The organism is Arthrobacter ruber, assembly GCF_002954225.1.
In the GTDB taxonomy this organism is placed as follows: domain Bacteria; phylum Actinomycetota; class Actinomycetes; order Actinomycetales; family Micrococcaceae; genus Arthrobacter_D; species Arthrobacter_D ruber.
The window spans coordinates 45,760-72,474 of record NZ_PPTH01000009.1; the positions used below are offsets into that span (position 1 = coordinate 45,760).

Sequence of the window (26,715 nt, forward strand, 5' to 3'; positions counted from 1 at the left end):
CCCGGTACGGAACCCACGGGACTGGTCCGCATGCCTAGCGCGCTGCCGCTCGGCCTGCCCGCGCCCGACGACGGCCTCCTGCCGCCCGACGCCGCGGACGGGGCGGACGGACGTGACTTCTGCCTCTACGTCCACATCCCGTTCTGCGCGGTGCGGTGTGGCTACTGCGACTTCAACACCTACACGGCCACGGAACTGGGCGGGGGTGCGTCGCAGGACGCCTACGCCGGATCGGTGCTCGCGGAGATCGGCCTCGGAGCCCGCGTCCTGGAATCCTCCGGGTTGCCGGCCCGGCCGCTGTCCACCGTGTTCTTCGGCGGCGGCACCCCGACCCTTCTCCCCGCGGAGGACCTCGCCTCGATCCTGCGGGCCGCACGCTCGACGTGGGGGTTCGCACCCGACGCGGAGGTCACCACCGAGGCCAATCCCGACTCCGTCACCCCGGAATCGCTGCGCATCCTGCGGGACGCCGGCTTCACCCGCGTGTCCTTCGGCATGCAGTCCGCGGTGCCCCACGTCCTCGCGGTACTCGATCGCACCCACGCTCCCGAGCGCGTCCCGCAGGCCGTGCAGTGGGCGCGGGACGCCGGGCTGAACGTGAGCCTGGACCTGATCTACGGCACCCCGGGGGAGTCGCTGGAGGACTGGCGCACCACCCTGGCCACCGCCCTGTCCTACGGCCCCGACCACATCTCCGCCTACGCACTGATCATCGAGGACGGCACGCGCCTCGCCTCGCGCATCCGGCGCGGCCAGGTACCGCCCATCGACGACGACGACCACGCGGACAAGTACGCCCTCGCCGAGGAGATGCTGACGGCGGACGGCCTGCACTGGTACGAGGTGAGCAACTGGGCCAGGACCCCCGCTGACGCGTGCCGGCACAACCTCGCGTACTGGCGCGGGAGCGACTGGTGGGGTGCCGGCCCCGGCGCGCACTCGCACGTCGGTGGTACGCGCTGGTGGAACGTCAAGCACCCGCGGCCCTACGCCGACGCGCTCGGCGCCGGGCGGTCACCGGCCGCGGGGCGCGAGATCCTCTCGGCGGGGGACCGCTACGTGGAGGACGTGATGCTGCGCGTGCGGCTGCGCGAGGGGCTTCCCACGCAGTCCCTGACATCGACGGGCCGCAGGGCGGTCGCCGGCCTGATCGCCGACGGGCTGGTGGATCCGGCCGCGGCCTTCGCGGGGCGCGTCGTCCTGACGCTCCACGGCAGGCTGCTCGCCGACGCCGTCGTCCGGCGGCTGCTGCCGGACTGAGGGCCTCCGCTCAGCGGATCAGGCGCAGGTTCAGGGCGTACCGGTAGGGCCGCCCACGGTTCACCTGGATTCCCGCGTTGACCGAGAAGACCGTGATCGTGACCCAGATGAGCGCGTTCACGACGGCGAACACGCCGCCGATCTCCGGTACGAGCGACAGGAGCCAGGCGACCAGCGCGAGGAGCGTGGGCGGGAGCGTGAAGTTCAGTGCCTCCTTGGACTCCTGGGCGGTGAAGGGCCCACGGTCCTGGAAGATGAGGTAGATCAGCAGCGACGGGATGAATCCCAGGATCCCGCCGAAGTGCGCCAGCGTGGCGAACTGGCGGTCCTCGGAGGCCGTCAGGGGCAGGGCGTTCGCCGGCGTGCCTTCGAACGCGGACTGGGACGCTCCCCGCCCGTGGTGCTGGTGGTCGGCGGTGTTGGACAACTTCGATTCCTTTGCTGGCTGACGGAGACTCTTCCCCCGGAGCCAGTTCCAAGGATACGTGGCGGCCGGGACGGGATGGTTCAGGCGCGGCGCGGGGGAGCGGTGAGGAAGTCGATGACCTCCTCGACCCGTCCCAGCAGCGAGGGTTCCAGGTCCGCATAGGTGCTGACGCCGGCGAGGATGCGCTTCCACCCGTGGGCGACGGCGGCCTGGTCGTGGTGCGGCCAGCCGAGGCCGGCGAGGATGCCGGTCTTCCAGTCCTGGTGCCGGGGGACCACGGGCCAGGCCTCCAGGCCCAGCGCGGCGGGCTTCACAGCCTGCCAGACGTCGACGTAGGGGTGCCCGACGATCAGGACATGGCTGCGGGCGCCGGGCACGGTCATCGCCTGCTGGGCGATCCGGGACTCCTTGGTCCCGGGCAGCAGGTGGTCGACCAGGATCCCGAGCCTGCGCTCCGGCCCCGGCCCGAATGCACGGATGGCGCCCTCGAGGTCGTTGACGCCGTGCAACGGCTCGACGACGATCCCCTCCAGCCGGAGGTCGTCGCCCCACACCTTCTCCACCAGTTCGGCGTCGTGCTGTCCCTCGACCCAGATCCTGCTCGCACGTGCCGTCCTCGCCCGGGCGCCGTCGACCTTCACGGAACCGGAGGCGGTACGGGTCGACGACGGCGCGGCGCGGACGGCCGGGGCGACGACGTGCACGGGCTCACCGTCGAGGAGGAATCCGTGGCCGAGCCGGAAGGTGCGCGTCTTGCCGCGGCGGTCCTCGAGCACCATCACGTGGAGTCCGCCGGACTTCTCGACGCGGACCACCGCTCCGACGAAGCCGCTCTGGACGTCCTCGAGGACCATGTCCTTCTGCACCGGCACGTCGGGCAGGTCGACCCGCTTCGGAGCCGCGATGTCCTGTGCTCCCCAGCCGTACTCCATGCCAGCGCGTCCTTCCCGCAAGGGCTGCGGCGGTCTGCCGCGGCCCGGGATCCCAATGCTAACAATCGCCTCGGACGTACTAGACTTGGCACTTGGGTGTGTCGAGTGCTAACCGCGCCGGGCCACCCCCCGAGCCGTGCTCGTCAGGAACAGACCCGGAGGTGACACAGGAATGAGTGAACCGCGACGCCTGGAGGTGCTCCGGGCCATCGTCGAGGACTACGTCCACTCCCGGGAGCCGGTCGGCTCCAAGGCCTTGGTGGACCGCCACCAGCTGGGCGTGTCATCCGCCACCATCCGCAACGACATGGCCGTCCTCGAGGAGGAGGGCCTGATCGCCGCTCCCCACACCAGTTCGGGCCGGATCCCCACGGACAAGGGCTACCGCCTGTTCGTCGACCGTATCTCCGAGGTGAAGCCGCTCTCCGCTCCCGAGAAGAAGGCCATCCAGACACTCCTGGAGGGCGCCGACGATCTCGACGACGTCATGGACCGGACCGTCCGGCTGCTCGCGCAGCTCACGAACCAGGTCGCCGTCGTGCAGTTCCCGCGGGTGGGCGGTGCGTCCGTCCGGCACATCGAGTTCGTGCTGCTCGCCCCGCAGCAGATCCTGGTGGTCCTGATCGCCAGCAACGGCACCGTGCAGCAGCGCATCGTCAGGACCGCGGCCGAGATCCAGGAGGCGGAGCTCGCCGAGCTCCGCCAGCGCATCCTGTCCGCGGTGTCCGGCGTGAAGCTGGCGGCGCTGCCGGCCGAGCTCGGGGTCGCGCAGTCGCAACTGCCCGGCGCGCTGAGGGCGCACGGGGGTACGATCGTACGGGCGCTGGAGCAGCTCGCTGGAGTGGGCCGGGACGACCGGATCCTGCTGGCCGGGACCGCCAACCTCGCGCGCTCCACCGGGGACTTCCCGCTGAGCATCGGGCCGATCCTCGAGGCCCTCGAGGAGCAGGTGGTCATGCTGAGGCTGCTGTCCGAGATGGAGTACGACGCCCGGGGCATCTCGGTGCGGATCGGGAGCGAGAATCCCTACGGCGGGCTGTCGGAGGCCTCGGTCGTGGCGACCGGGTACGGTCCGGGTGCCGGGGCGAAGCTCGGGGTCCTCGGGCCCACCCGCATGGACTATCCGACCACGATGGCCGCCGTGCGCGCCGTCGCCCGCTACCTCTCGAGGATCCTCGAGGAGTGAGCGGGAGCGCCTCCGGACGCCGGGGCATGTCGCGCCGGTCCAGCGGGCGAGCAGAAGACAGAGAAGTTTCCAACAGGAAGTGATGTGCACGAGTGAGTAATCACTATGAGGTCCTCGGTGTGGCGCAGGGCGCGACCGCGGAGGAGATCAAGAAGGCGTACCGCAAGCTGGCCCGCAGGCTCCACCCGGACGTGAACACCGGGGAGGACGCCGCCGACGAGTTCAAGCGCGTCACGCACGCCTACGAGGTGCTCTCGGATCCGCAGAAGCGCCGGATCTACGACACGACGGGCAACGAGAACGGCAACGACAACGGGTACGGGGCGGGTTACTCCGGGTCCGGGTTCGCGTTCCAGGACATCTTCGAGACCTTCTTCGGCGGTGGGGGCCAGCAGGCCGGCACCCCCACCAGGACGCGCCGCGGGCAGGACGCCCTCATCAACGTGCGGATCGACCTCAAGGACGCCGTGTTCGGCGCCAACAAGAAGATCGAGGTGGACACCGCGGAGGTGTGCCCCACGTGCGACGGCACCTGCTGCCAGCCCGGGACATCCGTGCGCACCTGCGACATCTGCGGCGGGTCCGGCCAGGTCCAGCGCGCCGTGCGCTCGATCCTCGGCCAGGTCATGACGAGTGCCCCCTGCGGTACCTGCCAGGGCTACGGCACCGTGATCCCGAGCCCCTGCCACGAGTGCAGCGGCGAGGGCCGCATCCGGGCGCGCCGCACCCTGACCATCAAGGTCCCCGCCGGCGTGGGCACCGGCACGCGCATCCAGCTGGCCGGACAGGGCGAGGCCGGCATCGCCGGCGGCCCCCAGGGCGATCTCTACGTGGAGATCCGTGTCAACACCGACTCGACGTTCCTGCGGGACGGCGACGACCTGCACGTGACGCTCAGCGTCCCCATGACGGCTGCCGCGCTCGGCACCAGCGTGCACCTCGACACGTACGACGGCGACCAGGAGCTCGAGATCAAGCCCGGCACGCAGTCCGGCGAGATCCTGACGCTGCGCGGCCTCGGTGTCACCCACCTCCGGAGCCAGGGCAGGGGGGACCTGCGGGTCCACCTCAACGTCGAGACGCCGCGGAACGTCGACCACCAGCAGGAGGAACTCCTGCGCAGGCTCGCGGAGCTGCGCGGCGAGGAGTACACCGACGGCCAGCTCGCCAGCAGCGGGTCCGGGGTGTTCGCGCGCCTCCGGGAGCGCCTCGGGAACCGCTGAGCGTGACGCGTCCCCTCTTCTTCGGCCCCGGTGAGGCCGTCCGTTCGGCCGTACCCGGCAGCGTCTTCGTCCTCGGCGGGGACGAGGGCCGGCACGCGGCCACCGTGCGGCGCCTCACCGCGGGCGAGCGTATCGACGTCTCGGACGGCGCCGGCTACCGGATCGGCGGGGTGATCGCCGCCGTGGGCACCGGGACGGTCGAGCTCGACGTCGAGACCGCGGGCCAGGAGCCGGCGCCGCGGCACCGCCTCGTGCTCGTACAGGCCCTGGCGAAGGGCGGCCGCGACGAGCAGGCCGTCGAGTCGGCCACCGAGCTCGGCGTCGACGCCGTGGTGCCGTGGCACGCCGAGCGGAGCATCGTGCGCTGGCGTGGCGACAAGGCCGAGAAGGGACGGCAGAAGTGGGTCTCGCTCGTCGCTGCGGCGGCGAAGCAGTCCCGCCGGTCGTTCGTCCCCGAGGTGCACGCCGTGATGGACACCACCCGGCTCGCGGCGTGGGCCGCGTCGGTGGACCGCATGCTGGTGCTCCACGAGGACGCGGACGCCTCGCTCGCCGACCGGATGGCGGTACTCCGTGACTCCGGCGCGCTGGAGGTGCCGACGTCGACCGCCGTGCTGGTGGGACCGGAGGGCGGCATCAGTGATGCGGAGCTCGGGAAACTGCGGGCCGTCGGGGCGGGCACGGCGCGCCTCGGACCGCACGTCCTGCGGTCCTCGTCCGCCGGGCCGGCCGCGCTCGTCCTGCTGAACCACCTGCTCGACCGCTGGTAGCCGATGGTGCCCGGGCCGGCACCCGGCACGGGCTAGCGGACGACGACGGTCTTGGAGTCCTGCGCCTCGCCGTCGCCTGCAGGGACGGACACCGTGATCGCGTAGCGGCCGGGAGGCAGTGTCACGGAGAAGGAGTAGGCGCCGTCCCCGGGCATGATGTCCACCGACCCGTCCCGGAACAGCTCGGCGTCTCCCGAGCCGTCGCCCAGGCCGTCCACCTGGCGGTCGATGCGCCAGTCCACCGACTCCTCGGAGGAGGGCCCCACCCCGTGGACGATCAGGCCTGCCGTATCGGCCTCGACGTCCTGCTGGGGATCGATGATCCAGACGGGAGCGAGCGTGGCGGTATCCCGCGTCCATTCACCGGTGAGGTCCACGGAATCGAAGGCGCGGAAGCCGGACGCCCCGTCGACGAGGACGACGACGGAGCTCGATTCGCCGCCGGGGATCAGGCCTGCGTTCGAGGCCGCCGCCGTCGCCGTGTAGACCAGCTGCTGGAGGGCCAGGCGGGCGTCGTCCTCGCCGAGGCTCCCACCGAACGCGTCCGAGGAGATGTCGAGGGTGATCACGTTCTTGGTGGAGATCGCCGAGCGTACGCTCGAGGCGTCCTGCCACGGCGACCGGTAGTCGGGGTCCAGCGGTTCGCCTGCGGACATGAGCCGGACGGCGTCGGCGATCGGGTCGCCCGAGGACTCCTCCGGGGTCGGCAGGAACTCGCGGAACAGACGCCCGGATCCGTCGACGTCCGCGACCCAGTACACCGGCAGCAGCGCCGGCGCGGCAGCGGCCCCGGCCGTGGCGTCCCGCGACTCGATCGTGGCGTCGGACGACGGGTCCGTGGGCGTCCCGGTGGCCGCCGTGAGGGGCCCCGTGATGGACGCCGTCGGCGCGGTGCCCGGCAGCAGCCCCGTGTTCGGGAGGACGAAGACACTACTGGCGACGAGCACGCTGCCCGACGCCAGGAGGATCCCCCGCAGTCCCAGGCGGCTCTTCTTCAGGGGGTCGTGCTCACTCATGCCGGCCCCCTTCCGTTGGGCGCGCGCAGGCGCGTCGATCGCTCGAGTCTCCGCGGCTCGCCACCTCGATCGCTGGATCGGAGCGGGCACGGACGGCCGGCTGCTTCCGCCGGGCCGGATTCAGCTTGGCACAGGGCGGGGGAGCCCAACCCCACGAATCCGCGCACCCGGCAGGACTGAAACCTGATCGATACGAAGCCGTTGCGCATTCGCGATGAAACGTGGGCTCCGTCCCGCGTCCGGGCGGGGTGGCTCCGGAGGGGCCGGGCCGGCGGGAATCAAGGCCCCTGTGTCCGTGTTGACGAAAAGGGGCATGGCGTAGCATGGACATCTCTGCCATTCTCTTGCTGCGGCCCGCTCCAGCGGGGCAGGATCAGTGCCCGGCAGACCACTTGACGCTGGTACGACTACTCGAACGAGGGGCGATCGAAGGCCGGACGGCCGAGCTATGAGCGAATCTTCAACAGGCATCAACGCGGCAGGACTGGACACCAGGACGTTCGTCTTCGACTCGACGGAGCAGATGGTGCAGGCACTCGGCTCGAACGACGAGGCCCTCCGGCTGATCGAGGATTCGTTTCCCGGCATCGGCCTCCAGGCGAGGGGCAACGAGCTGACGATCACCGGTCCGTCGGCGGACGTCCTGCGCACCGAGCGGCTCGTCGGCGAGATCCAGACCATGGCCACCAACAACGCGACCGTCTCACCCCAGGTCCTCGAGCAGTTGGTGACCATGCTCAAGACGCAGAGCGCCGCCAGGCCCTCGGAGGTCCTGTCCGTCAACATCCTCACCTCCCGCGGCAAGACGATCCGCCCCAAGACGCTCAACCAGAGCACCTACGTGGATGCGATCGACCGCAACACCATCGTGTTCGGGATCGGCCCGGCGGGTACCGGCAAGACCTACCTCGCGATGGCGAAGGCGGTGCAGGCGCTGCAGCAGAAGGAGGTCAACCGGATCATCCTCACGCGGCCCGCCGTCGAGGCCGGGGAGCGGCTGGGCTTCCTGCCCGGGACGCTCAACGACAAGATCGACCCCTACCTGCGCCCGCTGTACGACGCCCTGCACGACATGATGGACCCCGACTCCATCCCGCGCCTGATGGCGGCCGGCACCATCGAGGTGGCACCGCTCGCGTACATGCGCGGCCGGACGCTGAACGACGCCTTCATCATCCTCGACGAGGCGCAGAACACGACGCCCGAGCAGATGAAGATGTTCCTCACGCGCCTCGGCTTCGGCTCGAAGATGGTGGTCACCGGCGACATCACCCAGGTGGACCTCCCCGGCGGGACGAGTTCCGGGCTCCGGATCGTCAGCGAGATCCTCCGCGGCGTCGACGACGTCTACTTCAGCGAGCTCGACGCCACCGACGTCGTCCGCCACCGGCTCGTGGGTGACATCGTGTCCGCCTACAGCGCCTGGGACGAGGAGCAGCGCGCCTCGCAGGCGCGCACCGGCCGCCCGGTGGCGACCCGATGAGCGTCGAGATCAACAACGAGTCCGGCTACGACGTCGACGCGGAGTCGCTCGTCCGCCTGGCCAACTTCCTGTTCGAGTCGATGTTCGTGCACCCCGAGGCCGAGCTGTCCATCATCCTGGTGGACACCGCGGCGATGGAGAAGCTGCACGTCGAGTGGATGGACGAGCCGGGCCCCACGGACGTGCTCTCCTTCCCCATGGACGAGCTGCGCCCGGGGACGCCGGGCCGGGTCACGCCCGCCGGGCTCCTCGGCGACATCGTGCTCTGCCCCGAGGTCGCGGCGTCCCAGGGGGCGGCGGCAGGTCACAGCACCGACGACGAACTCCTGCTCCTGACGACCCACGGCGTGCTCCACCTGCTCGGCTACGACCACGCGGAGCCCGACGAGGAGAAGGAGATGTTCGGCCTGCAGCGCCAGCTGCTCTCCGCCTTCCTCGGCGGCACCGCCCCCCAGGAGACACGCGCTTGACCATCTGGCTCCTGGCGCTCATGGGTCTGCTCTTCGCCCTCACCGCCGCCCTCGTCACCGCCGCCGAAGCGGCCTTCAGCTACCTGCCGCGGCAGGAGGGCGAGGCGCTCGTGCAGGAGTCGCGCACCTCGTCGCTGCGACGCATCCTGGACGCGCCGGTCGCCCACATGCATGCCCTGCGCTTCTGGCGGGTGTGGTTCGAGATGGCAGGCGCCGTCGCCGTCGCCATCCTCTTCCAGGACCTGCTGGACAACATCTGGCTCGCGGGGCTGCTCGCGACGGTCGTGATGGCAGGCATCGGCTTCGTGCTCGTGGGCGTCTCGCCCCGCCAGCTCGGGCGGCTGCACGCCCCCGCCGTCGTGCGGGCCACAGCGGGACTCGTGGCGTTCCTGTGCGCGGTGCTCGGTCCGATCCCGCGCCTGCTGGTGCGGATCGGCAGCTCCATCACGCCGGGCGCGAGCCGGGACGAGGCCGCCTTCTTCACGCAGGAGGAGTTCCGCGAGCTCGTCTCCCGCGCCTCCGACGCCGAGATGATCGAGGACAACGAGGCGGAACTGATCCACTCGGTCTTCGAGCTCGGCGACACGAAGGTCCGCTCGGTGATGGTCCCGCGCACCGACATGGTGACGATCGACTCCGGGTCGACGCTGAACCAGGCGATGTCGCTGTTCCTGCGCTCGGGCTACTCGAGGATCCCCGTGATCGGCGAGAGCTCCGACGACATCCGGGGCCTGCTGTACCTGAAGGACGTCGTCGCGAACCTCCACGGACGGGCGCCGTCCAACCTCTCGCGACCAGTGGACTCCGAGTGCCGTCCGGCGCGCTACGTGCCCGAGTCCAAGCCGGTCGGTGACCTGCTGCAGGAGCTGCAGCGCGAGTCCACGCACGTGGCCATCGTCATCGACGAGTACGGCGGCACCGCCGGGCTCGTCACGCTCGAGGACCTCATCGAGGAGATCGTGGGCGAGATCGTCGACGAGTACGACTCCGAGGTCCCCGAGCAGGAACGGCTCGACGACGGCGAGTACAGGGTCAGCGCCCGCATGGGCATCGACGACCTCGGCGAGCTGTTCGGCCTGGACCTCGACGACGAGGAGGTTGACACGGTCGGCGGGCTGCTGGCCAAAGCACTCGGAAGGGTGCCGATCGTCGGTTCGGAGGTCACAATTGACGGTATCGGCCTGCGGGCCGAACGCGTGGAGGGCCGACGCAACAGGGTCTCCCACGTCATCGCCTCCCGCCGACCCCCCGAGCACATCGAGCAGGACGAACGAGAGACGGTAGAGGCCGACAATGACCGACGCTAAGCACAGGGCCGGATTCGTCTCCCTCGTGGGCCGGCCGAACGCAGGCAAGTCCACGCTGACCAATGCACTGGTGGGGCAGAAGGTCGCCATCACCTCGGCGAAGCCGCAGACCACCCGGCACACCATCCGCGGCATCGTGAACCGCGAGGACTCCCAGATCGTCCTCGTGGACACCCCGGGCCTGCACCGGCCGCGGACGCTGCTCGGGCAACGCCTCAACGACCTCGTCGCCGACACGCTGGCGGAGGTCGACGCCGTCGGTTTCTGCCTGCCCGCCAACGAGAAGATCGGCCCCGGCGACCGCTTCATCGCCGAGCAGCTCGCCAGGCTGCAGCGCAAGCCGCTGATCGCCGTGGTCACCAAGACGGACCTCGTGGACCGGCAGGCCCTGACCGAACAGCTCCTCGCCGTCGCCAGGCTGGGCACCGACGTCGCGGGCGCCGACGGCTGGGCCGACATCGTGCCCGTCTCGGCCGCCGACGGCTTCCAGGTGGACACCGTCGCCGAGGTGTTCAGCAGGCACATGCCGGAATCGCCCGTGCTCTACCCCGACGGTGAACTGACGGACGAGCCGGAGGCCGTGATGGTGGCCGAGCTCGTCCGGGAGGCGGCCCTGGAGGGAGTGCGCGACGAACTGCCGCACTCGCTCGCCGTCGTCGTCGAGGAGATGATCCCGCGCGAGGGTCGCAGCGAGGACAACCCGATGCTGGACGTCCACGTGAACCTGTACGTGGAGCGGCCGTCGCAGAAGGCGATCATCATCGGCAAGGGAGGCGCACGGCTCCGGGAGGTCGGGACGAATGCACGCCGCGGGATCGAGGCGCTCCTGGGCACGCGGATCTATCTCGACCTGCACGTCAAGGTGGCCAAGGACTGGCAGCGCGACCCCAAGCAGCTGGTGAAACTGGGCTTCTAGCTGACGGGAGTTCCCGGGTCCGCCCGTTATGATGCGGGAACGGGCCGGCAGTCCTCGCCGGCTGCCGTCGTCCATCCCTGCGCCGCCGCCGGTCACCGGTGGTGGCGCGGCCGTGCCGCTCCCGGTCGGCACGCCTGCGGTCCCCGACCACGACCATCCACCCGAAGGAGCCCGGGCATGACCCGCCGATCGTCCTCCGAGGGCGCACACAGCGCCAGCGACATCCCCGGGGCGGCTCCTGCAGGAGCGCCCGGCGCCACGGACCCCGTGGGACGCCACCTCGGCCGTCGCGGGAGGCACCGCGCCCTGAAGCTGACGGCCATCCTGATGGCCACGGTCCTCGTGGCCGCGGTCGCCTTCGTCGCCGTACAGGTCATCCGCCTGCAGTCCAATGTGCTGACGATGCCGCTGAACCTCGCCGAGAACCAGGAGTCGGCGCTGCCGGTCGACTCGAGCACGGACCCGCTGCAGATCCTCATCCTCGGCTCGGACACCCGGACGGGCAACAGCGGGGAGTTCTTCGGGGACGAGAGCGACTCCTCCGGTGAGGGGAACTCCGACGTCATGATGCTGATGACGCTCTCCGCCGACCGCGAGGACGTCACCGTGGTCTCCTTCCCCCGCGACCTGCTGGTGCCCCTGCCCAGCTGCGTGAATCCCGAGACGGGCGAGCCGTCCGACGCGATGGACCTCGGCCAGCTCAACGGAGCGCTCAAGGAAGGCGGGCCGGGCTGCACCGTCGCGGCGATCAACAATCTCACCGGGCTGTCCATCGATCACTTCATGATGGCCGGGTTCAACGCCGTGAAGGAACTGTCCACCACCGTCGGCGGCGTGGAGGTCTGTGTCCGGGACCCCGTCGAGGACGAGTACTCCGGACTGTCCCTGCCCGCCGGCACCAGCGAGGTCGAGGGGGACCAGGCACTGGCCTTTCTGCGCACGCGCCACAGCTTCGGTGACGGCGGCGACACCGGACGCATCGCGGCCCAGCAGTCGTTCATGGCGTCGCTGGCACGCAAGGTGCTCGCCGAGGGAACGCTGACGAACCTGCCCAAGCTCTACTCGATCGCCGACGTCATCACGCGCAACCTGACGGTGGACGAGGGCCTCTCACAGCCCACCGAGCTGCTCAAGATCGCCGACCGGATGAAGAACGTGGACCTCGGCAACATCGCCTTCGTGACCGTGCCCACCGAGCCCTGGGTCGAGGACCCGAACCGGCTGGTGCTCGACGAGGAGGCGGCCGCCCCGCTGTTCGACGCCCTGCGGGACGATCGCGGGCTCACCGAGCAGGACCCCGACGCCACCGCCCCGGCGGACTCTCCGTCCCCGACAGCCCCCGCCACGCCCGAGGCCCCCGCGGTGGACCCCGCCGCGGTGCCGGTCCTGGTGGTCAACGCGACGACGAAGGCATCGCGCGCCACGGAGCTGCAGCGGTTGCTCCTCGCGGCGGGCTACGAGCAGGCGACGACGTTCCAGGCCGCGCCGGCGGATACCACGCTGGTCGTCGTGGGTCCGGGCTACGAGGCCGCGGCAGCCGAGCTCGCCGCGCGTTTCGGGGTTGCGGAGGCGCAGGTCGTGTCCGATCCGTCCCTGGTGGGCGTGCAGCTGCAGGTGGGCGCCGACCTCGCCACCGGGACCAGGATCGTTGCGCCCCCGCTGGGCAGCGACCTGCAGGGCCAGACGGCCGAGCAGGTCACCTGCCAGGCCTCCTCGGGCCTGTAGGAACACGGCCGGCCCGGGAGCGGTCCGGTACGGGGCGGGCCCCGCGCAGGGCCCGCCCGGGGGTCCTACCAGATCCTGACGCGGTCCTCCGGGTCCAGCCACAGCCGGTCCTCGGCGCCGACAGCGAACGCCGCGTGGAACTCGTCGAGGTTCCTCACCACCTGGTTGCAGCGGAACTCGTTGGGGGAGTGCGGATCGACGGTCAGGCGCCGTCGAGCCTCCTCGGGGCGGATCTTCTGCTGCCAGCACGTGGCCCAGGACAGGAAGAACCGCTGCTCGCCCGTCAGTCCGTCCACCACGGGAGGCTCCTGACCGCCGAGGCTCAGCAGGTAGGCGCGGTAGCTGATGCCGAGGCCGCCGAGGTCGCCGATGTTCTCGCCGAGGGTCAGCTCGCCGTTGACGGCCTGCCCGGGGACCTCGGAGGGCTCGAGCGCGGCGTACTGGGCCACGAGCCGCCCGGTGAGGGCGTCGAAGGACGTCCTGTCCTCCTCGCTCCACCAGTTGGCGAGCCGGCCGGTGCCGTCGAACTGGGAGCCCTTGTCGTCGAAGCCGTGACCGATCTCGTGCCCGATCACCGCGCCGATGGCGCCGTAGTTGACGGCGTCGTCGGCCTCGATGTCGAAGAAGGGCGGCTGGAGGATCGCGGCCGGGAAGACGATCTCGTTCATGGTCGGCATGTAGTACGCGTTGACGGTCTGCGGCGTCATGAGCCACAGGCCGCGGTCGATCGGCTGCCCGAGCTTGTCGAGCTGCCGGCGGTGCTCGAACTCGGCGGCCCGCAGGACGTTGCCGTAGAGGTCCGAGGGCCGCACCTCGAGCGGCCCGTAGTCGATCCACTGCTCCGGGTAGCCGATCTTCGTGGTGAACAGGGCGAGCTTCTCGAGTGCCCGCGCTCGCGTCTCGTCGGTCATCCAGGTCAGCGCCGTGATGCTCGACTCGTAGGCCGCGATCAGATTGCCGACCAGTTCGAGCATCGCGGCCTTGTGGGTCGCCGGGAAGTGCCGCTCCACGTAGCGCCGGCCGATCGCCTCACCCATGGCCCCCTCGACCAGCGCGACGCCGCGCTTCCACCGGTCCTTCAGCCGGGGCGTGCCGGCGAGGTGCGTGCCGTAGAAGGCGAAGGCGGCATCCACGAAGCGCTCGTCGAGGTAGTCCGAGGCGTGCAGCAGCACCCGGCTCACCAGCCACTCGCGCCAGGTGCCGAGGTCCTCCTCGCGCAGCGCGGCGTCCAGCCCCTGCATGAACGCAGGCTGGTTGACCACGACTTCCGCCGCCTGGTGCGGCGCGTCCGACACGATCCGCAGCCACGGCACGAGGTGGGTGGAGAGGCCGGCGACGCCGTCGTGCTGGACCAGGTTGTAGGTCTTCTGGGGGTCCCTGCGCTCCACGCTGCCCATCGACGACGCCGCCAGACGGGTCTCGAGCGCGAGCACGCGGGCCGCCGCGCCCGCCGGGTCACCGGTGCCGACGAGCCCGAAGAGGGTCGCGAGCAGCTCTGCGTACTTCCCGCGGGTCTCCTCGAACCCCTCCTCCCGGTAGTACGACTCGTCGGGCAGCCCGAGACCGGACTGGTAGAGGTGCAGCAGGTAGCGCTCGGGATTGCCGGCGTCGTTGCTGACGTACGGGGCGGCGATACCCTGCACGCCGGACCGCGTGAGGCCGGCGCTGAGCTCCACCAGTTCCCCGATGGTCGCCACCGCTGCGATGCGCTCGAGCAACGGCAGGATCGGGGCGGCGCCCTCGTCCTCAATGCGGTGCGCGTCCATGAAGTCCGCGTAGAGGGTGCCGAGCTTGGCGTCGATACCGTCCGCCGCACCGCCCTCTGCCTGCCGGGCGGCGTCCTCGATGATGGCGCGGACGGCCAGCTCCGAGGCGTCCCGCAGCGCGGTGAAGGACCCCGCGAGCGGCCGGTCCTCGGGGATCACGGCGGTCCTCAGCCACTCCCCGTTGGCGTGCCGGAAGAGGTCGTCCTGGGGGCGGACCGTCCCGTCGAGACGGGCCGGATCGAAGGTGCTGATCGTCATTGTCGCTTCCGTTTCCTCGTGGTGCGGAACCTGTACGTCCCGGGGCGGATAACCCCGGAAGCCATCCTATGTGCCGTGCTATCGTGACAACGTGCGCGCACAGCTGACCCTTCTTCGGTGCCGCGGCGAGGCCATCTAGGACCTTAGAGCTACTGGCCACCCCTCGCCGCGGAGTCCGTGTCGCCCGGCCGCCAGCCCCCATAGCTCCCACAGACAAGGCCGATCCCCATGCGAAACGCACAGAAGACCTCCGGTATGCCCTTCGGTAAGTACCGCCCCTTCCAGGACCAGATCACCGTCGAACTCCCGGATCGCACATGGCCGGACCGGGTCATCTCGAAGGCACCCCGGTGGTGCGCCGTCGACCTCCGCGACGGCAACCAGGCGCTCATCGACCCGATGAACCCCGAGCGCAAGCACAAGATGTTCGACCTCCTGGTCCGCATGGGCTACAAGGAGATCGAGGTCGGCTTCCCGTCGGCGTCGCAGACGGACTTCGACTTCGTCCGCCAGCTCATCGAGGGCGACCGCATTCCCGACGACGTCACCATCCAGGTGCTGACGCAGTCCCGCGAGCACCTGATCGAGCGGACCTACGCGTCCGTCGAGGGAGCGGACCGCGCGATCGTCCACCTCTACAACTCGACGTCGGTGCTGCAGCGCCGCGTGGTGTTCAACCAGGACCAGGACGGGATCGTCGACATCGCGCTGCAGGGGGCCCGGCTGTGCCGCAAGTTCGAGGAGAACATGGGTGACACGGCGATCACCTACGAGTACTCGCCGGAATCGTTCACCGGGACCGAGCTGGAGTTCGCGGCCCGCATCAGCAACGAGGTCTCGGCGGTGTTCGAGGCGTCCGCTGACCGCCAGATGATCCTCAACCTGCCGGCCACCGTGGAGATGGCCACACCCAACGTCTACGCCGATTCGATCGAGTGGATGACCCGGAACCTGGCCGACCGGGACAGCATCATCCTCTCCCTCCACCCGCACAACGACCGCGGCACGGGCGTCGCCGCCGCCGAACTCGGCTACCTGGCCGGCGCCGACCGCATCGAGGGGTGCCTGTTCGGCAACGGCGAGCGGACCGGCAACGTGGACCTGGTGACGCTCGGCATGAACCTGTTCAGCCAGGGGATCGATCCGCAGATCGATTTCTCGGACATGGACGACATCCGGCGCACCGCGGAGTACTGCAACCAGCTCAGCGTGCCCGAGCGTTCCCCGTACGGCGGCGACCTCGTGTTCACGGCGTTCTCCGGCTCCCACCAGGACGCCATCAAGAAGGGCTTCGAGAGCATGGAACGCGACGCCGCCGAGGCCGGTGTGGGCGTGGGAGACCTCCCCTGGGCGGTCCCGTACCTGCCGATCGACCCCAAGGACATCGGCCGCTCCTACGAGGCCGTCATCCGCGTGAACTCCCAGTCCGGGAAGGGCGGCGTGGCCTACCTGCTCAAGAGCGAGCACAGCCTGGACCTGCCGCGCCGCGCGCAGATCGAGTTCTCCGGCGTCATCCAGCGCCGCACCGAGACCCAGGGCGGCGAGGTCAGCGGCGCCCAGCTGTGGTCCGTCTTCCAGGACGAGTACCTGCCCACCCGGGCCGAGGGCGGCACGGAGGCGTGGGGCCATTACGAACTGACCTCCGTCAACACGGACACCGCAGAGGACGGCTCCTTCAAGCTCGTCGCGACGCTGCTCGTCGACGGGGTCCAGCAGCGCAAGACCGCGCAGGGCACCGGCCCGATCGACGCGCTGCTGACCATCCTCAGCCGTGACGGCGTGGACGTGCGCGTCCTCGACTACACAGAGCACGCCCTGTCCTCGGGCGGCAACGCGCGGGCCGCGGCCTACGTGGAGTGTGCCGTCGGTGAGCGCGTGCTCTGGGGCGTCGGGATCGACGCGAACACCACCATGGCGGCGCTGAAGGCCGTCATCTCGGCCGTGAACCGGGCCATCCGCGACAACGCCTGAGCTCCGCCGCCCCGCCTGCGACCGCGCCCGCCCGCCACCTCCCGCGGGTCGGTCCGGGCGGGGGTGGCGGATGGAAGAATGATCCCGTGCCCTCCTCGTCAGCGTCCCGTACCTACCGCACCGAAGGTGTGGTGCTGCGCACCTACAAGCTCGGGGAGGCGGACCGCATCATCGTGCTCCTGACGCGTGACCAGGGCCAGGTGCGGGCGGTGGCGAAGGGCGTGCGGCGGACCAGCAGCAAGTTCGGTTCGCGCCTGGAGCCCTTCATGTCCGTGGACCTCCTGCTCGCGCACGGGCGCAACCTCGACGTCATCACCCAGGCCCAGACCAAGGGTGCCTACGGGCACGGTATCGCCTCCGACTACGGGCGCTACACCGCGGCCACGGCCATCGCCGAGACCGCCGAACGCCTGACCGACGTCGGGGAGGCCGGGGGCGCGCAGTACGCCCTCGTGGCGGGGGCCTTCTCCGCCCTCAGCCGCGACCTCCACCCGTCGGAGCTCATCCTCGACTCGTACCTGCTGCGCGCGCTCGCGACGGCGGGGTGGGCCCCGAGCTTCACCGACTGCGCGCGGTGCGGAGCAGCCGGACCCCACACCGCGTTCTCGGCGCCGCTCGGCGGAGCGGTGTGCCCCGCGTGCAGGCCGCCCGGAGCCGCCTCGCCGGCGCCCGCCACCATGGACCTGCTCGGAGCCCTGCTCACGGGCGACTGGATCACCGCCGACGCGTCGGACGGCAGCGCGCGTCGCGAGGCCGCCGGGCTCGTGGCCGCATTCCTGCAATGGCACCTCGAACGCGGGGTCGCCTCCCTCAAACACGTGGAGCGTGCATGAACAACCCGTCCCGAACCGTGGCCCCCTGGCCCCACCCGAGCGGCGAGCGGGCTCCGACCATCCCGCGGCAGTTCGTCCCCGCGCACGTCGCGATCGTCATGGACGGCAACGGCCGCTGGGCCAACGAGCGGGGACTGCCCCGCACTGAGGGGCACAAGGCCGGCGAGGCGGCACTCCTCGACGTGATGGCGGGTGCGATAGAGATCGGCGTGCGGCACGTCTCGGTGTACGCCTTCAGCACGGAGAACTGGAAGCGCTCACCCGAGGAGGTGCGCTTCCTCATGGGCTTCAACAAGGACGTGCTGCGGCGCCAGCGCGACCAGCTCGATGCCTGGGGGGTGCGCATCCGCTGGTCGGGGCGCCGGCCGAAACTGTGGCAGTCGGTGATCCGCGAACTGGAGGAGGCGGAGCGTCACACCGTGGACAACACGACGTGCACGCTGACCATGTGCGTCAACTACGGCGGACGCGCCGAGATCGCCGACGCCGCCCGGGCCATCGCCGAGGACGTCGCCGCCGGCACACTGAGGGCGTCGTCGGTGAGTGAGAAGACGGTGCAGCGCTACCTCGACGAACCCGATCTGCCCGACGTCGACCTCTTCCTCCGCACGTCGGGGGAGCAGAGACTGTCCAACTTCATGCTGTGGCAGTCCGCCTATGCGGAGATGGTCTTCATGAACACCCTGTGGCCCGATGTCGACCGCCGTACCCTGTGGCGCGCCATCGAGGAGTACGCCTCACGCGACCGCCGGTACGGCGGGGCCGTGGACCAGGCCGCTGCCACCGGCGCGTCCTCCTAGCCCTCCCGGTCGCCCGACGGCCGGGTCCGCACCCTCGGCGCACCGACCAGGGGCGGGCCGGTCCGTCGCCCGGCGGCCTGTCCTCCGCCGGATCGGGGCGTTCCGGTCCGCGACGGGGACGCCCAGGCGCGCACGGGGGTCCGGGGCGCGGTGGGGCCGACGAGCGCGTCCGCCGCACCCGCGGGGACGTACATGTCCAGCCACGACGCAGCGCTGTCGACCGCGAGCCGGCGCACGTCACCGCGGGACAGGAAGACGTCGTGCAGGGCGCCGGGAAGCCGCCGGATGGTCACCCGCGGGCCCAGTTCCGCCGCACGGCGGACCATCGGCACCACGTCGAGGACGCAGTCCGTCGCGAGCTTCGCACTCTTCCACGCGGCGCCCAGGGTCGACGCCGTCGAGCACAGCACGAGGACCGGGGCGCTCACCGAGATCCCCTTGGCGAGGGTGGCGTGCGCGGCCAGGACCGCGGCGAGCCATCCGGCCGTGATGGGGAAACCGGCCTCGGGACGCCACACCGGGTCGACGGGCCACTCCCGGTGGCCGGAGCGGCCCGCCCTGCGGAGGGAGACTCCTGCCTGCGGCAGACGCAGGCGCAGCTTGGGCCGGCGGCGGGACACCGCGGTCAGCACCCCACGAGCCGTCCTCTTCACCAAGGCCGTGCCCAGCGTGTCGAGCCACGGGCTGTTGAGGACGAGGGCAGCGATCCTGCCCGGATTGCGCGTGGCCCAGAGCGTGGCGATCAACCCGCCGGTCGAGTGGCCGATCAGGACGAGGTCGACCACGGTCGGGGCGCCGCGGCGGGCCGCCACGCGACGAGCGAGCGCGGTGACCGCGGCCTCGAGGTCCGCGTCGTAGTCCTCCAGGGAGGTGGCGTAACCCGGGGTCTGGCCGGGCAGCATGCTCCGCCCGTACTTGTGGAGGTCGAGCGCGAAGAAGGCCCAGCCGTGCGCGTGCAGCGTCCGGGCGAGCTCCTCGTGGAAGAAATAGTCGCTGAACCCGTGGAGGTACAGGACGGCGCGCGCAGGATCCGCAGCTCCCACGTCCTGCCCGGAGTCCTGCCCGGCGTCCCCGTCCGGCTCGTGCCCGGTGTCGTGCCCGGCAACCCCGTCCGGCTCGTAGGCGACGAGCGTCGCGACGCGGGGCCCCTCGTCGTCGGGCTCGAGGGGCAACGTCAGCGCCCGGAATGACGGACCGAGGACGTCCTCGGTCCAGAACTTGTCCATGCGGACACTATCCTCCTGTCGCCGCCCGAGTTGATGCCCGGACATCCACCGTGGAACTCTTGACCCATGCGCTTCTACCCGACCTTCTTCCGGATCGTCTTCTCCGGGATGGATGCCGAAAGGGCCCACAGGATCGGCTTCGCCCTCATCCGGGCCGTCGATCCCACTCCTGCCGGGTGGGCGCTGCGGCGCTTCTGCGCACCGGATCCGAGCCTCGCGACCACGGCCTTCGGCGTGCACTTCCCGTCGCCCTTCGGCCTCGCCGCCGGCTTCGACAAGGCCGGCAAGGGCGTGCTCCCACTCACGGCCCTCGGCTTCGGTCACGTCGAGATCGGCACGATCACCGGCCAGGCGCAGCCGGGTAATCCGACGCCGCGGCTGTTCCGGCTCGTCGAGGACAGGGCCGTCATCAACCGGATGGGCTTCAACAACGACGGCGCGGCCGCGGTGGCGCCCCGTCTCGCCTCCGCCCGCCGGAGGCTTACGCGCCGCTACGCTGCGCGCCCGCGCCCCGTGGTGGGGGCCAACATCGGCAAGACCAAGAAGGTGGACCTCACCGACGCCGTCGGCGACTACCTGGCGAGCGCCGGGCAGCTGGCGCCGGTGGCGGACTACCTCGTGGTCAACGTGTCCTCCCCGAACACGCCCGGGCTCCGGCTGCTGCAGGGCGTCGACTCCCTCCGGCCGCTCCTCGAGTCCGTGCGGCGGACGGCCGACGACGCCGCGGGCCGGCACGTGCCGCTCCTGGTCAAGATAGCCCCCGACCTCACGGACCAGGACCTCGACGACGTGGGCGCCCTCGCGCTGGACCTCGGGCTCGACGGCATCGTGGCCACCAACACCACCATCACCCGCGAGAACCTCTCGACCGACCCGGCCACGGTGATGGCCAAGGGTGTGGGCGGCCTCAGCGGCGCACCCCTGAAGGCGCGCTCCCTCGAGGTCCTGAAGCGGCTCCGCGCCGCGGTGGGGACCGAACTCGCGCTCGTCTCCGTGGGTGGCGTGGAGACCCCCGAGGACGTCGTCGAGCGGCTCGAGGCCGGGGCGACGCTCGTCCAGGGGTACACGGGCTTCCTCTACGAGGGACCCTTCTGGGCGCGGCGGATCAACCGGGGGTTGGTGCGCTCCCGCCGTCGTATCCCGGCCTGACGGCCCGTCCTCGACATGCGAAGAGCCGGGCCCGAGGGCCCGGCTCTTCGCGTTCCCGTCGCCATGCGTGGCGGCGGAGGGGGGTCAGGAGGGGTACTGCCCGCGCTTGACCTGGGGCTTCGGCAGTCGGAGGCGACGCAGTTGAAGCGCCCGGGTCACGCCGTACCAGAGATCGCCCTGGTTGGGGCCGCCGAACTTCTCGGTCAGCTTCTTCTTGAGCTTGCGGCGCAGCAGGACGCAGTCCACGATCACCGCGACGATCAGGACCCAGAACGCCATGAGCACGGCGCTCTGCACCGCGAGGGACTGGAAGAAACTGAGGACCACGAACACGAGCGCGGCGATCATGAGGAATTCGCCGATGTTGACGCGCGCGTCGACGAACTGGCGGATGAAGCGGCGGCTGGGGCCCTTGTCCCGCAGCGGCAGGTAGCGCTCGTCGTCGGTGTCGAGTGCCTGGCGCATCCTCGCGCGGTCGTCACGCACCGACGACCGGCTCCTGTCCCGGGCGGCCTTGCGGTCGGCGGGGACCAGCGGCCGCTTGCGGGCGGCCTGCTGCACGCTGCGCCGGGGCGTCGGGGCGCCCTTGCCCTGCGCGCGCTGCGGCTCGTGGGTGCGTGAAGCGCTGTCGACGACTTCCTGGGCAGAGGGTGCTTCTTTATTTCGTCCGAACACCCCCTCAGGATACCGGCTCCGGGCGGCGACTCCGCCGGGTGGTGTCGGGCAGGTCCGGATGGTCCCCGGCCGCCCCCGGCGAGCCCGCCCACGTCAGGCCGGTCCCGGACGGCCCGCCCGCCGCGTGCGTGTGTAGGGTTCTGGCATGACTTCCATGAGTACCCCCACCGAGCATCCGCACGAGCCCTCCGACGTCGTCGCGCACCTGCGGGCGAGCGTCGACGCGGCGTTCCCCCGGATCGTCGAGGAACTCTCGGCGCTCGTCGCCATCCCGGGCATCGCCTGGGAGGCCTTCGACGCCGCGGACCTCGACCGCAGCGCCGAGGCCGTGGCCGCACTGGTCCGGGACGCCGGTATCGACGACGTCCGCATCCTGCGGGTCGACAACGACGGCACCCCGGGCGGGCCCGCCGTCGTCGCCCGCCGCCGCGCCGTCGGCGACCGACCCACCGTGCTCCTGTACGCACACCACGACGTCCAGCCACCGGGTGACCCCGCGCTCTGGGAGAGCGAGCCGTTCGAGGCCACCGAACGCCACGGCCGGCTCTACGGCCGGGGGGCCGCCGACGACAAGGCCGGCATCATGGCGCACATCGGTGCCTTCCGCGCCCTGTCCGAGGTGCTCGGCGACACCTTCGGTGTGGGGGTGACGCTCTTCATCGAGGGTGAGGAGGAGGCCGGCTCGCCGACCTTCCGCTCCTTCCTCGAGACCTACCGGGACGACCTCGAGGCCGACGTCATCGTGGTCGCCGACTCCAGCAACTGGAAGGTGGGTGTCCCCGCGCTCACCACCAGCCTGCGCGGCCTCGTGGACGGCACCATCGAGGTCCAGGTCCTCGACCATGCCGTGCACTCCGGCATGTTCGGCGGCCCCGTGCTCGACGCCCCGACCCTCCTCGCCCGGCTCATCGCGACCCTGCACGACGACGCGGGCGACGTCGCGATCGCCGGCCTGCAGGGCGGGGACCACGCATCCGTGGACTACGACGAGCAGGACTACCGCTCCGACGCCTCGGTGCTCGACGGCGTGCAGCTCGCCGGGACAGGTTCCATCGCGTCCCGCCTCTGGCACAAGCCCGCCCTGTCCATCATCGGCATGGACATCCCGAGCGTGGCCCTGTCCTCCAACACGCTGCTCCCGCGGGCGCGCGCCAAGTTCAGCCTCCGGCTGGCACCGGGCGAGGATCCGCAAGCCGCGATGGACGCCGTGCGCCGCCATGTGGAGGGCCACGCGCCCTTCGGGGCCCGGGTGACGTTCACGCCGGGGGAGACCGGCAGTCCCTTCCGGACGGACACCACCGAGCCCGCGTCACGCCTGGCCCTCGAAGCCCTGGAGGAGGCGTGGGGCGTGCAGCCCGTCGAGGCGGGCATGGGCGGCTCCATCCCGTTCATCGCGGACCTCACCGAGCTCTTCCCGTCCGCGCAGATCCTGATCACCGGCGTCGAGGACCCCGACTCACGGGCCCACAGCGCGAACGAATCGCTGCACCTCGACGAGTTCCGCAAAGCCGTCCTGGCCGAGGCCATCCTCCTCGCACGGCTCAATGAGGGCGGGCTGCACCGGGAGTAGGGGAGGAGCCGGATGGCAGAGGCCGGAAATGTTTCGGGCCCGCCGTCCGTTATGCAGTCGCTGGGTCCGGCGTACGATTGAAGGAAGCCGTGCGCGCCCAACCGCGGACGGTACGAGCGGGTCCACCGGGGTCCGAACGAGGAGAGACACTTATGAGCACATCGACCACCGAAACAGACTCCCTGCAGGAGTCCACGGATCTCCCTGCGCACGAGGTCGCCCTGTCCGAGGTTGCAGCCGGCAAGGTCCGGAGCCTCCTCGAGCAGGAGGGCCGCACGGACCTCCGTCTGCGCGTGGCCGTCCAGCCCGGCGGCTGTTCGGGCCTGATCTACCAGCTCTACTTCGATGAGCGCGTCCTCGACGGCGACGCCGTCCGGGACTTCGACGGCGTCGAGGTCATCGTGGACAAGATGAGCGTCCCCTACCTGTCCGGCGCGTCCATCGATTTCGAGGACACCATCTCGAAGCAGGGGTTCACCATCGACAACCCGAATGCGGGCGGGTCCTGCGCCTGTGGAGACTCATTCCACTAGCAGTCCGACGACACACGGCGAAGGCCCGGAACGAACCGAAAAGGTGCGTTCCGGGCCTTTTGCATGTCACCGGATCGCAGGTCTTCCGGGTAAGCTCTACAGTGAGTAGTAAAACTGGATGTGCACCCCGGACCGCTTCCCGGGCGGGTGGCAACGCACGTAGAAAAGGAAGGTCCGTCTGTGAGTTCGCAGGACCGAACCGGTAGCAAGCGCGTCAGGATCGCGAAGATCTCCAGCATCTCGCTGGTCGGCGCCCTCCTACTGACCGGCTGTTCGGAGGAGGCCCAGAGGGGCTGGCTCCCGGCAGATCGGGACAACACCAACCACACCGCGGCCATCACCGATCTGTGGGTCAACTCGTGGATCGCGGCCCTGGCCGTCGGTGTCATCACGTGGGGTCTGATCATCTGGTGCATGGTGGCGTACCGCCGTCGCAAGAACGACACCGGCTACCCGCGGCAGATGAGCTACAACCTGCCGCTCGAGATCTTCTACTTGACGATCCCCCTCTTCATGGTGCTGGTGTTCTTCTACTTCACCGAGCGTGACATCGCGACCATCGATGCGCGCGTGGAGGATCCCGACGTCATCGTGGACGTACGCGGCAAGCAGTGGTCCTGGGACTTCAACTACGTCACCGAGGACAGGTACTCCACGGGAGTGCAGGCCCACCTCACCGGTGAGACCGGCCAGGAGGCAGACCTGCCGACGCTCTACCTGCCCGTGAACAGGACCGTCGAGCTCCAGCTCAACGCCCGCGACGTGCAGCACTCCTTCTTCGTCCCCGGCTTCCTGATGAAGCGCGACCTCTACCCGGGCCGCACGAACTACATCAATCTCACGCCCACCAAGGAAGGCACCTTCGACGGGAAGTGCGCCGAACTGTGCGGCCAGTACCACTCGGAGATGCTCTTCAACGTGCAGGTCGTCTCCCAGGCGGAGTTCGATGCGCAGATGAGTCAGCTGGAAGAGGGCCAGCTCGGCGATGAGTATGACCGCGACTCCTACCCGGAGGACGATCCCGATACCGACCCAGCCAGGAGCAGCAGCTGATGTCCACGTTCGAATACACCCTTGAGGAAGCCGGCACCGTAGCCGCTCCCCGCGTGGTCCCGAGATCCAAGGGGCGCATCGTCGTCAACTGGATCACCTCGACCGACCACAAGACCATCGGGTACATGTACCTGATCTCCTCGTTCGTCTTCTTCTGCCTCGCCGGCGTGATGGCCCTCGTCATCCGCGCCGAGCTCTTCGAGCCGGGCATGCAGCTCCTGCAGACGAAGGAGCAGTACAACCAGCTGTTCACGATGCACGGCACCGTGATGCTCCTGATGTTCGCGACCCCGCTGTTCGCGGGCTTCACGAACGTCATCATGCCCCTGCAGATCGGCGCGCCCGACGTCGCCTTCCCGCGACTGAACGCCCTGGCGTTCTGGTTCTTCCTGTTCGGCAGCACCATCGCCGTCTCGGGCTTCGTGACTCCGCAGGGCGCAGCGTCGTTCGGCTGGTTCGCCTACGCACCGCTCTCCAGCACGACCTTCTCCCCGGGTGTCGGTGGCGACCTGTGGGTGTTCGGACTCGCCCTGTCGGGCTTCGGCACCATCCTCGGCGGCGTCAACTTCATCACGACGATCATCTGCATGCGCGCCCCCGGCATGACGATGTGGCGCATGCCCATCTTCACCTGGAACGCCCTGATCACCTCGATCCTCGTGCTCATGGCGTTCCCGCCCCTGGCTGCCGCCCTCTTCGCCCTCGGCGCGGACCGCCGCTTCGGGGCCCACATCTTCGACCCGGAAGCGGGCGGTGCCATCCTGTGGCAGCACCTCTTCTGGTTCTTCGGCCACCCCGAGGTCTACATCATCGCGCTGCCGTTCTTCGGCATCGTCTCCGAGATCTTCCCGGTCTTCAGCCGCAAGCCGATCTTCGGCTACAAGGGCCTCGTCTACGCGACGATCTCCATCGCCGCCCTGTCGGTGACCGTGTGGGCGCACCACATGTACGTCACCGGCGCCGTGCTGCTGCCGTTCTTCGCATTCATGACCATGCTCATCGCGGTGCCCACGGGTGTGAAGTTCTTCAACTGGATCGGTACGCTCTGGCGCGGTTCGCTGACGTTCGAGACGCCCATGCTGTGGAGCCTGGGCTTCCTCGTGACCTTCCTGTTCGGTGGCCTGACCGGGATCATCCTGGCCTCGCCCCCGCTGGACTTCCACGTCTCCGACACCTACTTCGTGGTGGCGCACTTCCACTACGTGGTCTTCGGGACCGTGGTGTTCGCGATGTTCGCCGGCTTCTACTTCTGGTGGCCCAAGTTCACGGGCAAGATGCTCAACGAGCGCCTCGGCAAGATCCACTTCTGGATGCTGTTCCTCGGCTTCCACGCCACGTTCCTGATCCAGCACTGGCTCGGTGTCGAGGGCATGCCCCGCCGCTATGCGGACTACCTGCCCGAGGACGGCTTCACGGCCATGAACCAGTTCTCCACCATCGGCTCGTTCGTCCTGGGCGCCTCCCTGATCCCGTTCTTCTGGAACGTGTACATCACCTGGCGCACCGGCAAGAAGGTCGAGGTGGACGACCCGTGGGGCTTCGGCGCCTCGCTGGAATGGGCCACCTCGTGCCCGCCTCCGCGCCACAACTTCACCTCGCTGCCCCGCATCCGCTCGGAGCGGCCGGCACTGGATCTCCACCACCCCGAACTCCAGCAGACCCACACCCCCGATGACAGCGTGATCGGCCAGGCGCTGGGCTCGGCCGACCGGAAGGACGCGGACGCATGAGGATCGAGAAGAACCTCTTCCTGATCGGTGTGCCGATCTTCGTGCCCATCGCCCTGATCTACGGTTTCCTGACCGAGTGGTCGGAGTGGGTCGGTCTGCTCGGCATCCTGCTCGTCGGCGGACTCGCCGGGATGATCGGCTTCTACCTCGCGTTCACCGGCAAGCGCGTCGGGGAACGCCCTGAGGACCGCCTCGACGCCGAGATCCACGAGGGGTCTGGCGAGCAAGGGCACTTCAGCCCCTGGAGCTGGTGGCCCCTCGTGCTCGGTCTGTCCGCCGCCACCGGGTTCCTCGGCATGGCGATCGGCTTCTGGATCCTCTACATGGGCCTCGGTCTCGCCGTGATCGCCCTCGTCGGCTGGGTCTTCGAGTACAGCCGGGGCGACCACGCCCACTAGCCCCACCGTGCACCACCGAGGGAGCCCGCCATGTGCGG

At 70.1% G+C, this 26,715-nt stretch carries 24 protein-coding genes; 18 read left to right on the forward strand and 6 right to left on the reverse strand.

What is annotated here, in order from left to right; all coding sequences use genetic code 11:
• Positions 1 to 30: 30 nt before the first annotated feature.
• Positions 31 to 1,260 carry a radical SAM family heme chaperone HemW gene (gene hemW / locus CI785_RS01290; protein ID WP_105030300.1) on the forward strand — a complete coding sequence of 410 codons (1,230 nt, stop codon included), beginning with the start codon at positions 31 to 33 and terminating at the stop codon, positions 1,258 to 1,260.
• A 10-nt stretch (positions 1,261 to 1,270) separates the two neighbouring features.
• On the opposite strand, the gene CI785_RS01295 is transcribed toward hemW, so the two are convergent.
• Together CI785_RS01295 and CI785_RS01300 are read right to left on the reverse strand one after the other, a co-directional pair.
• On the reverse strand, positions 1,271 to 1,687 hold the full coding sequence (locus CI785_RS01295; protein ID WP_105030301.1) for a DUF4870 domain-containing protein: 417 nt from the start codon (positions 1,685 to 1,687) through the stop codon (positions 1,271 to 1,273).
• Between the two features lie 80 nt (positions 1,688 to 1,767).
• Positions 1,768 to 2,619 carry a DUF3097 family protein gene (locus CI785_RS01300; protein ID WP_105030302.1) on the reverse strand — a complete coding sequence of 284 codons (852 nt, stop codon included), beginning with the start codon at positions 2,617 to 2,619 and terminating at the stop codon, positions 1,768 to 1,770.
• A 172-nt stretch (positions 2,620 to 2,791) separates the two neighbouring features.
• Here CI785_RS01300 and hrcA point away from each other — a divergent pair, with 172 nt between their 5' ends.
• The 3 genes from hrcA (at position 2,792) to CI785_RS01315 (ending at position 5,798) form a co-directional block, all read left to right on the forward strand.
• On the forward strand, positions 2,792 to 3,805 hold the full coding sequence (gene hrcA, locus CI785_RS01305; RefSeq protein WP_105030303.1) for a heat-inducible transcriptional repressor HrcA: 1,014 nt from the start codon (positions 2,792 to 2,794) through the stop codon (positions 3,803 to 3,805).
• Between the two features lie 92 nt (positions 3,806 to 3,897).
• Positions 3,898 to 5,028: a molecular chaperone DnaJ gene (dnaJ, locus tag CI785_RS01310; protein ID WP_105030304.1), complete on the forward strand. Its 1,131-nt coding sequence runs from the start codon at positions 3,898 to 3,900 to the stop codon at positions 5,026 to 5,028.
• Positions 5,029 to 5,030: 2 nt separating this feature from the next.
• Positions 5,031 to 5,798, forward strand: a complete 768-nt coding sequence (locus CI785_RS01315; RefSeq protein ID WP_105030305.1) for a 16S rRNA (uracil(1498)-N(3))-methyltransferase — start codon at positions 5,031 to 5,033, stop codon at positions 5,796 to 5,798.
• A 32-nt stretch (positions 5,799 to 5,830) separates the two neighbouring features.
• Here the strand turns inward: CI785_RS01315 and CI785_RS01320 are convergent, their stop codons facing one another.
• The gene (locus CI785_RS01320; protein WP_105030306.1) at positions 5,831 to 6,814 is read right to left on the reverse strand and encodes a GerMN domain-containing protein; all 984 of its coding nucleotides are present in this window, start codon (positions 6,812 to 6,814) and stop codon (positions 5,831 to 5,833) included.
• A gap of 448 nt (positions 6,815 to 7,262) precedes the next feature.
• Between CI785_RS01320 and CI785_RS01325 the strand changes: the two genes are divergently transcribed.
• From CI785_RS01325 to CI785_RS01345, 5 genes are all read left to right on the forward strand, one after another.
• A complete protein-coding gene (locus CI785_RS01325; protein ID WP_105030307.1) occupies positions 7,263 to 8,297 on the forward strand; it encodes a PhoH family protein in 1,035 nt (344 codons plus the stop codon).
• Positions 8,294 to 8,767, forward strand: coding sequence for an rRNA maturation RNase YbeY (gene ybeY, locus CI785_RS01330; protein WP_105030308.1), 474 nt, complete (start codon positions 8,294 to 8,296; stop codon positions 8,765 to 8,767). Before CI785_RS01325 ends, ybeY begins: the two co-directional genes overlap by 4 nt.
• Complete coding sequence (locus tag CI785_RS01335) at positions 8,764 to 10,074, forward strand: hemolysin family protein (RefSeq protein WP_105030309.1); 1,311 nt, start codon at positions 8,764 to 8,766, stop codon at positions 10,072 to 10,074. The genes ybeY and CI785_RS01335 overlap by 4 nt, the downstream gene beginning before the upstream one ends.
• Complete coding sequence (era, locus tag CI785_RS01340) at positions 10,061 to 10,990, forward strand: GTPase Era (protein ID WP_105030310.1); 930 nt, start codon at positions 10,061 to 10,063, stop codon at positions 10,988 to 10,990. Before CI785_RS01335 ends, era begins: the two co-directional genes overlap by 14 nt.
• 177 nt (positions 10,991 to 11,167) lie before the next feature.
• Positions 11,168 to 12,715, forward strand: a complete 1,548-nt coding sequence (locus CI785_RS01345) for an LCP family protein (RefSeq protein ID WP_105030311.1) — start codon at positions 11,168 to 11,170, stop codon at positions 12,713 to 12,715.
• A gap of 65 nt (positions 12,716 to 12,780) precedes the next feature.
• Here the strand turns inward: CI785_RS01345 and CI785_RS01350 are convergent, their stop codons facing one another.
• On the reverse strand, positions 12,781 to 14,739 hold the full coding sequence (locus CI785_RS01350) for a M13 family metallopeptidase (protein WP_105030312.1): 1,959 nt from the start codon (positions 14,737 to 14,739) through the stop codon (positions 12,781 to 12,783).
• 228 nt (positions 14,740 to 14,967) lie between these two features.
• Here CI785_RS01350 and leuA point away from each other — a divergent pair, with 228 nt between their 5' ends.
• The 3 genes from leuA to CI785_RS01365 all read left to right on the forward strand — a co-directional run bounded on the left by leuA (position 14,968) and on the right by CI785_RS01365 (position 18,343).
• Positions 14,968 to 16,710, forward strand: coding sequence for a 2-isopropylmalate synthase (gene leuA, locus CI785_RS01355; RefSeq protein WP_105030313.1), 1,743 nt, complete (start codon positions 14,968 to 14,970; stop codon positions 16,708 to 16,710).
• A gap of 86 nt (positions 16,711 to 16,796) precedes the next feature.
• A complete protein-coding gene (gene recO / locus CI785_RS01360) occupies positions 16,797 to 17,543 on the forward strand; it encodes a DNA repair protein RecO (RefSeq protein WP_105030314.1) in 747 nt (248 codons plus the stop codon).
• Entirely contained in the window at positions 17,540 to 18,343 is an 804-nt protein-coding gene (locus CI785_RS01365) for an isoprenyl transferase (protein WP_105030315.1), read from the forward strand. The genes recO and CI785_RS01365 overlap by 4 nt, the downstream gene beginning before the upstream one ends.
• On the opposite strand, the gene CI785_RS01370 is transcribed toward CI785_RS01365, so the two are convergent.
• Positions 18,340 to 19,569: an alpha/beta hydrolase gene (locus tag CI785_RS01370; RefSeq protein ID WP_105030316.1), complete on the reverse strand. Its 1,230-nt coding sequence runs from the start codon at positions 19,567 to 19,569 to the stop codon at positions 18,340 to 18,342. The two genes, CI785_RS01365 and CI785_RS01370, sit on opposite strands and share 4 nt — an antisense overlap.
• 66 nt (positions 19,570 to 19,635) lie before the next feature.
• Between CI785_RS01370 and CI785_RS01375 the strand changes: the two genes are divergently transcribed.
• Complete coding sequence (locus CI785_RS01375; protein WP_105030317.1) at positions 19,636 to 20,718, forward strand: quinone-dependent dihydroorotate dehydrogenase; 1,083 nt, start codon at positions 19,636 to 19,638, stop codon at positions 20,716 to 20,718.
• An 84-nt stretch (positions 20,719 to 20,802) separates the two neighbouring features.
• Here CI785_RS01375 and CI785_RS01380 read toward each other — a convergent pair whose 3' ends face one another.
• The gene (locus tag CI785_RS01380; RefSeq protein WP_105030318.1) at positions 20,803 to 21,393 is read right to left on the reverse strand and encodes a DUF3043 domain-containing protein; all 591 of its coding nucleotides are present in this window, start codon (positions 21,391 to 21,393) and stop codon (positions 20,803 to 20,805) included.
• Positions 21,394 to 21,538: 145 nt separating this feature from the next.
• On the opposite strand from CI785_RS01380, the gene CI785_RS01385 reads away from it, so the two are divergent.
• The 5 genes from CI785_RS01385 (at position 21,539) to CI785_RS01405 (ending at position 26,677) form a co-directional block, all read left to right on the forward strand.
• A complete protein-coding gene (locus CI785_RS01385; RefSeq protein WP_105030319.1) occupies positions 21,539 to 22,963 on the forward strand; it encodes a dipeptidase in 1,425 nt (474 codons plus the stop codon).
• Positions 22,964 to 23,115: 152 nt separating this feature from the next.
• Complete coding sequence (locus CI785_RS01390) at positions 23,116 to 23,496, forward strand: HesB/IscA family protein (protein WP_105030320.1); 381 nt, start codon at positions 23,116 to 23,118, stop codon at positions 23,494 to 23,496.
• Between the two features lie 180 nt (positions 23,497 to 23,676).
• Positions 23,677 to 24,549, forward strand: a complete 873-nt coding sequence (gene ctaC / locus CI785_RS01395; RefSeq protein ID WP_105030321.1) for an aa3-type cytochrome oxidase subunit II — start codon at positions 23,677 to 23,679, stop codon at positions 24,547 to 24,549.
• On the forward strand, positions 24,549 to 26,279 hold the full coding sequence (gene ctaD / locus CI785_RS01400; protein WP_105030322.1) for an aa3-type cytochrome oxidase subunit I: 1,731 nt from the start codon (positions 24,549 to 24,551) through the stop codon (positions 26,277 to 26,279). The genes ctaC and ctaD overlap by 1 nt, the downstream gene beginning before the upstream one ends.
• Positions 26,276 to 26,677, forward strand: coding sequence for a cytochrome c oxidase subunit 4 (locus CI785_RS01405; protein ID WP_105030323.1), 402 nt, complete (start codon positions 26,276 to 26,278; stop codon positions 26,675 to 26,677). Before ctaD ends, CI785_RS01405 begins: the two co-directional genes overlap by 4 nt.
• Positions 26,678 to 26,715: the final 38 nt, after the last annotated feature.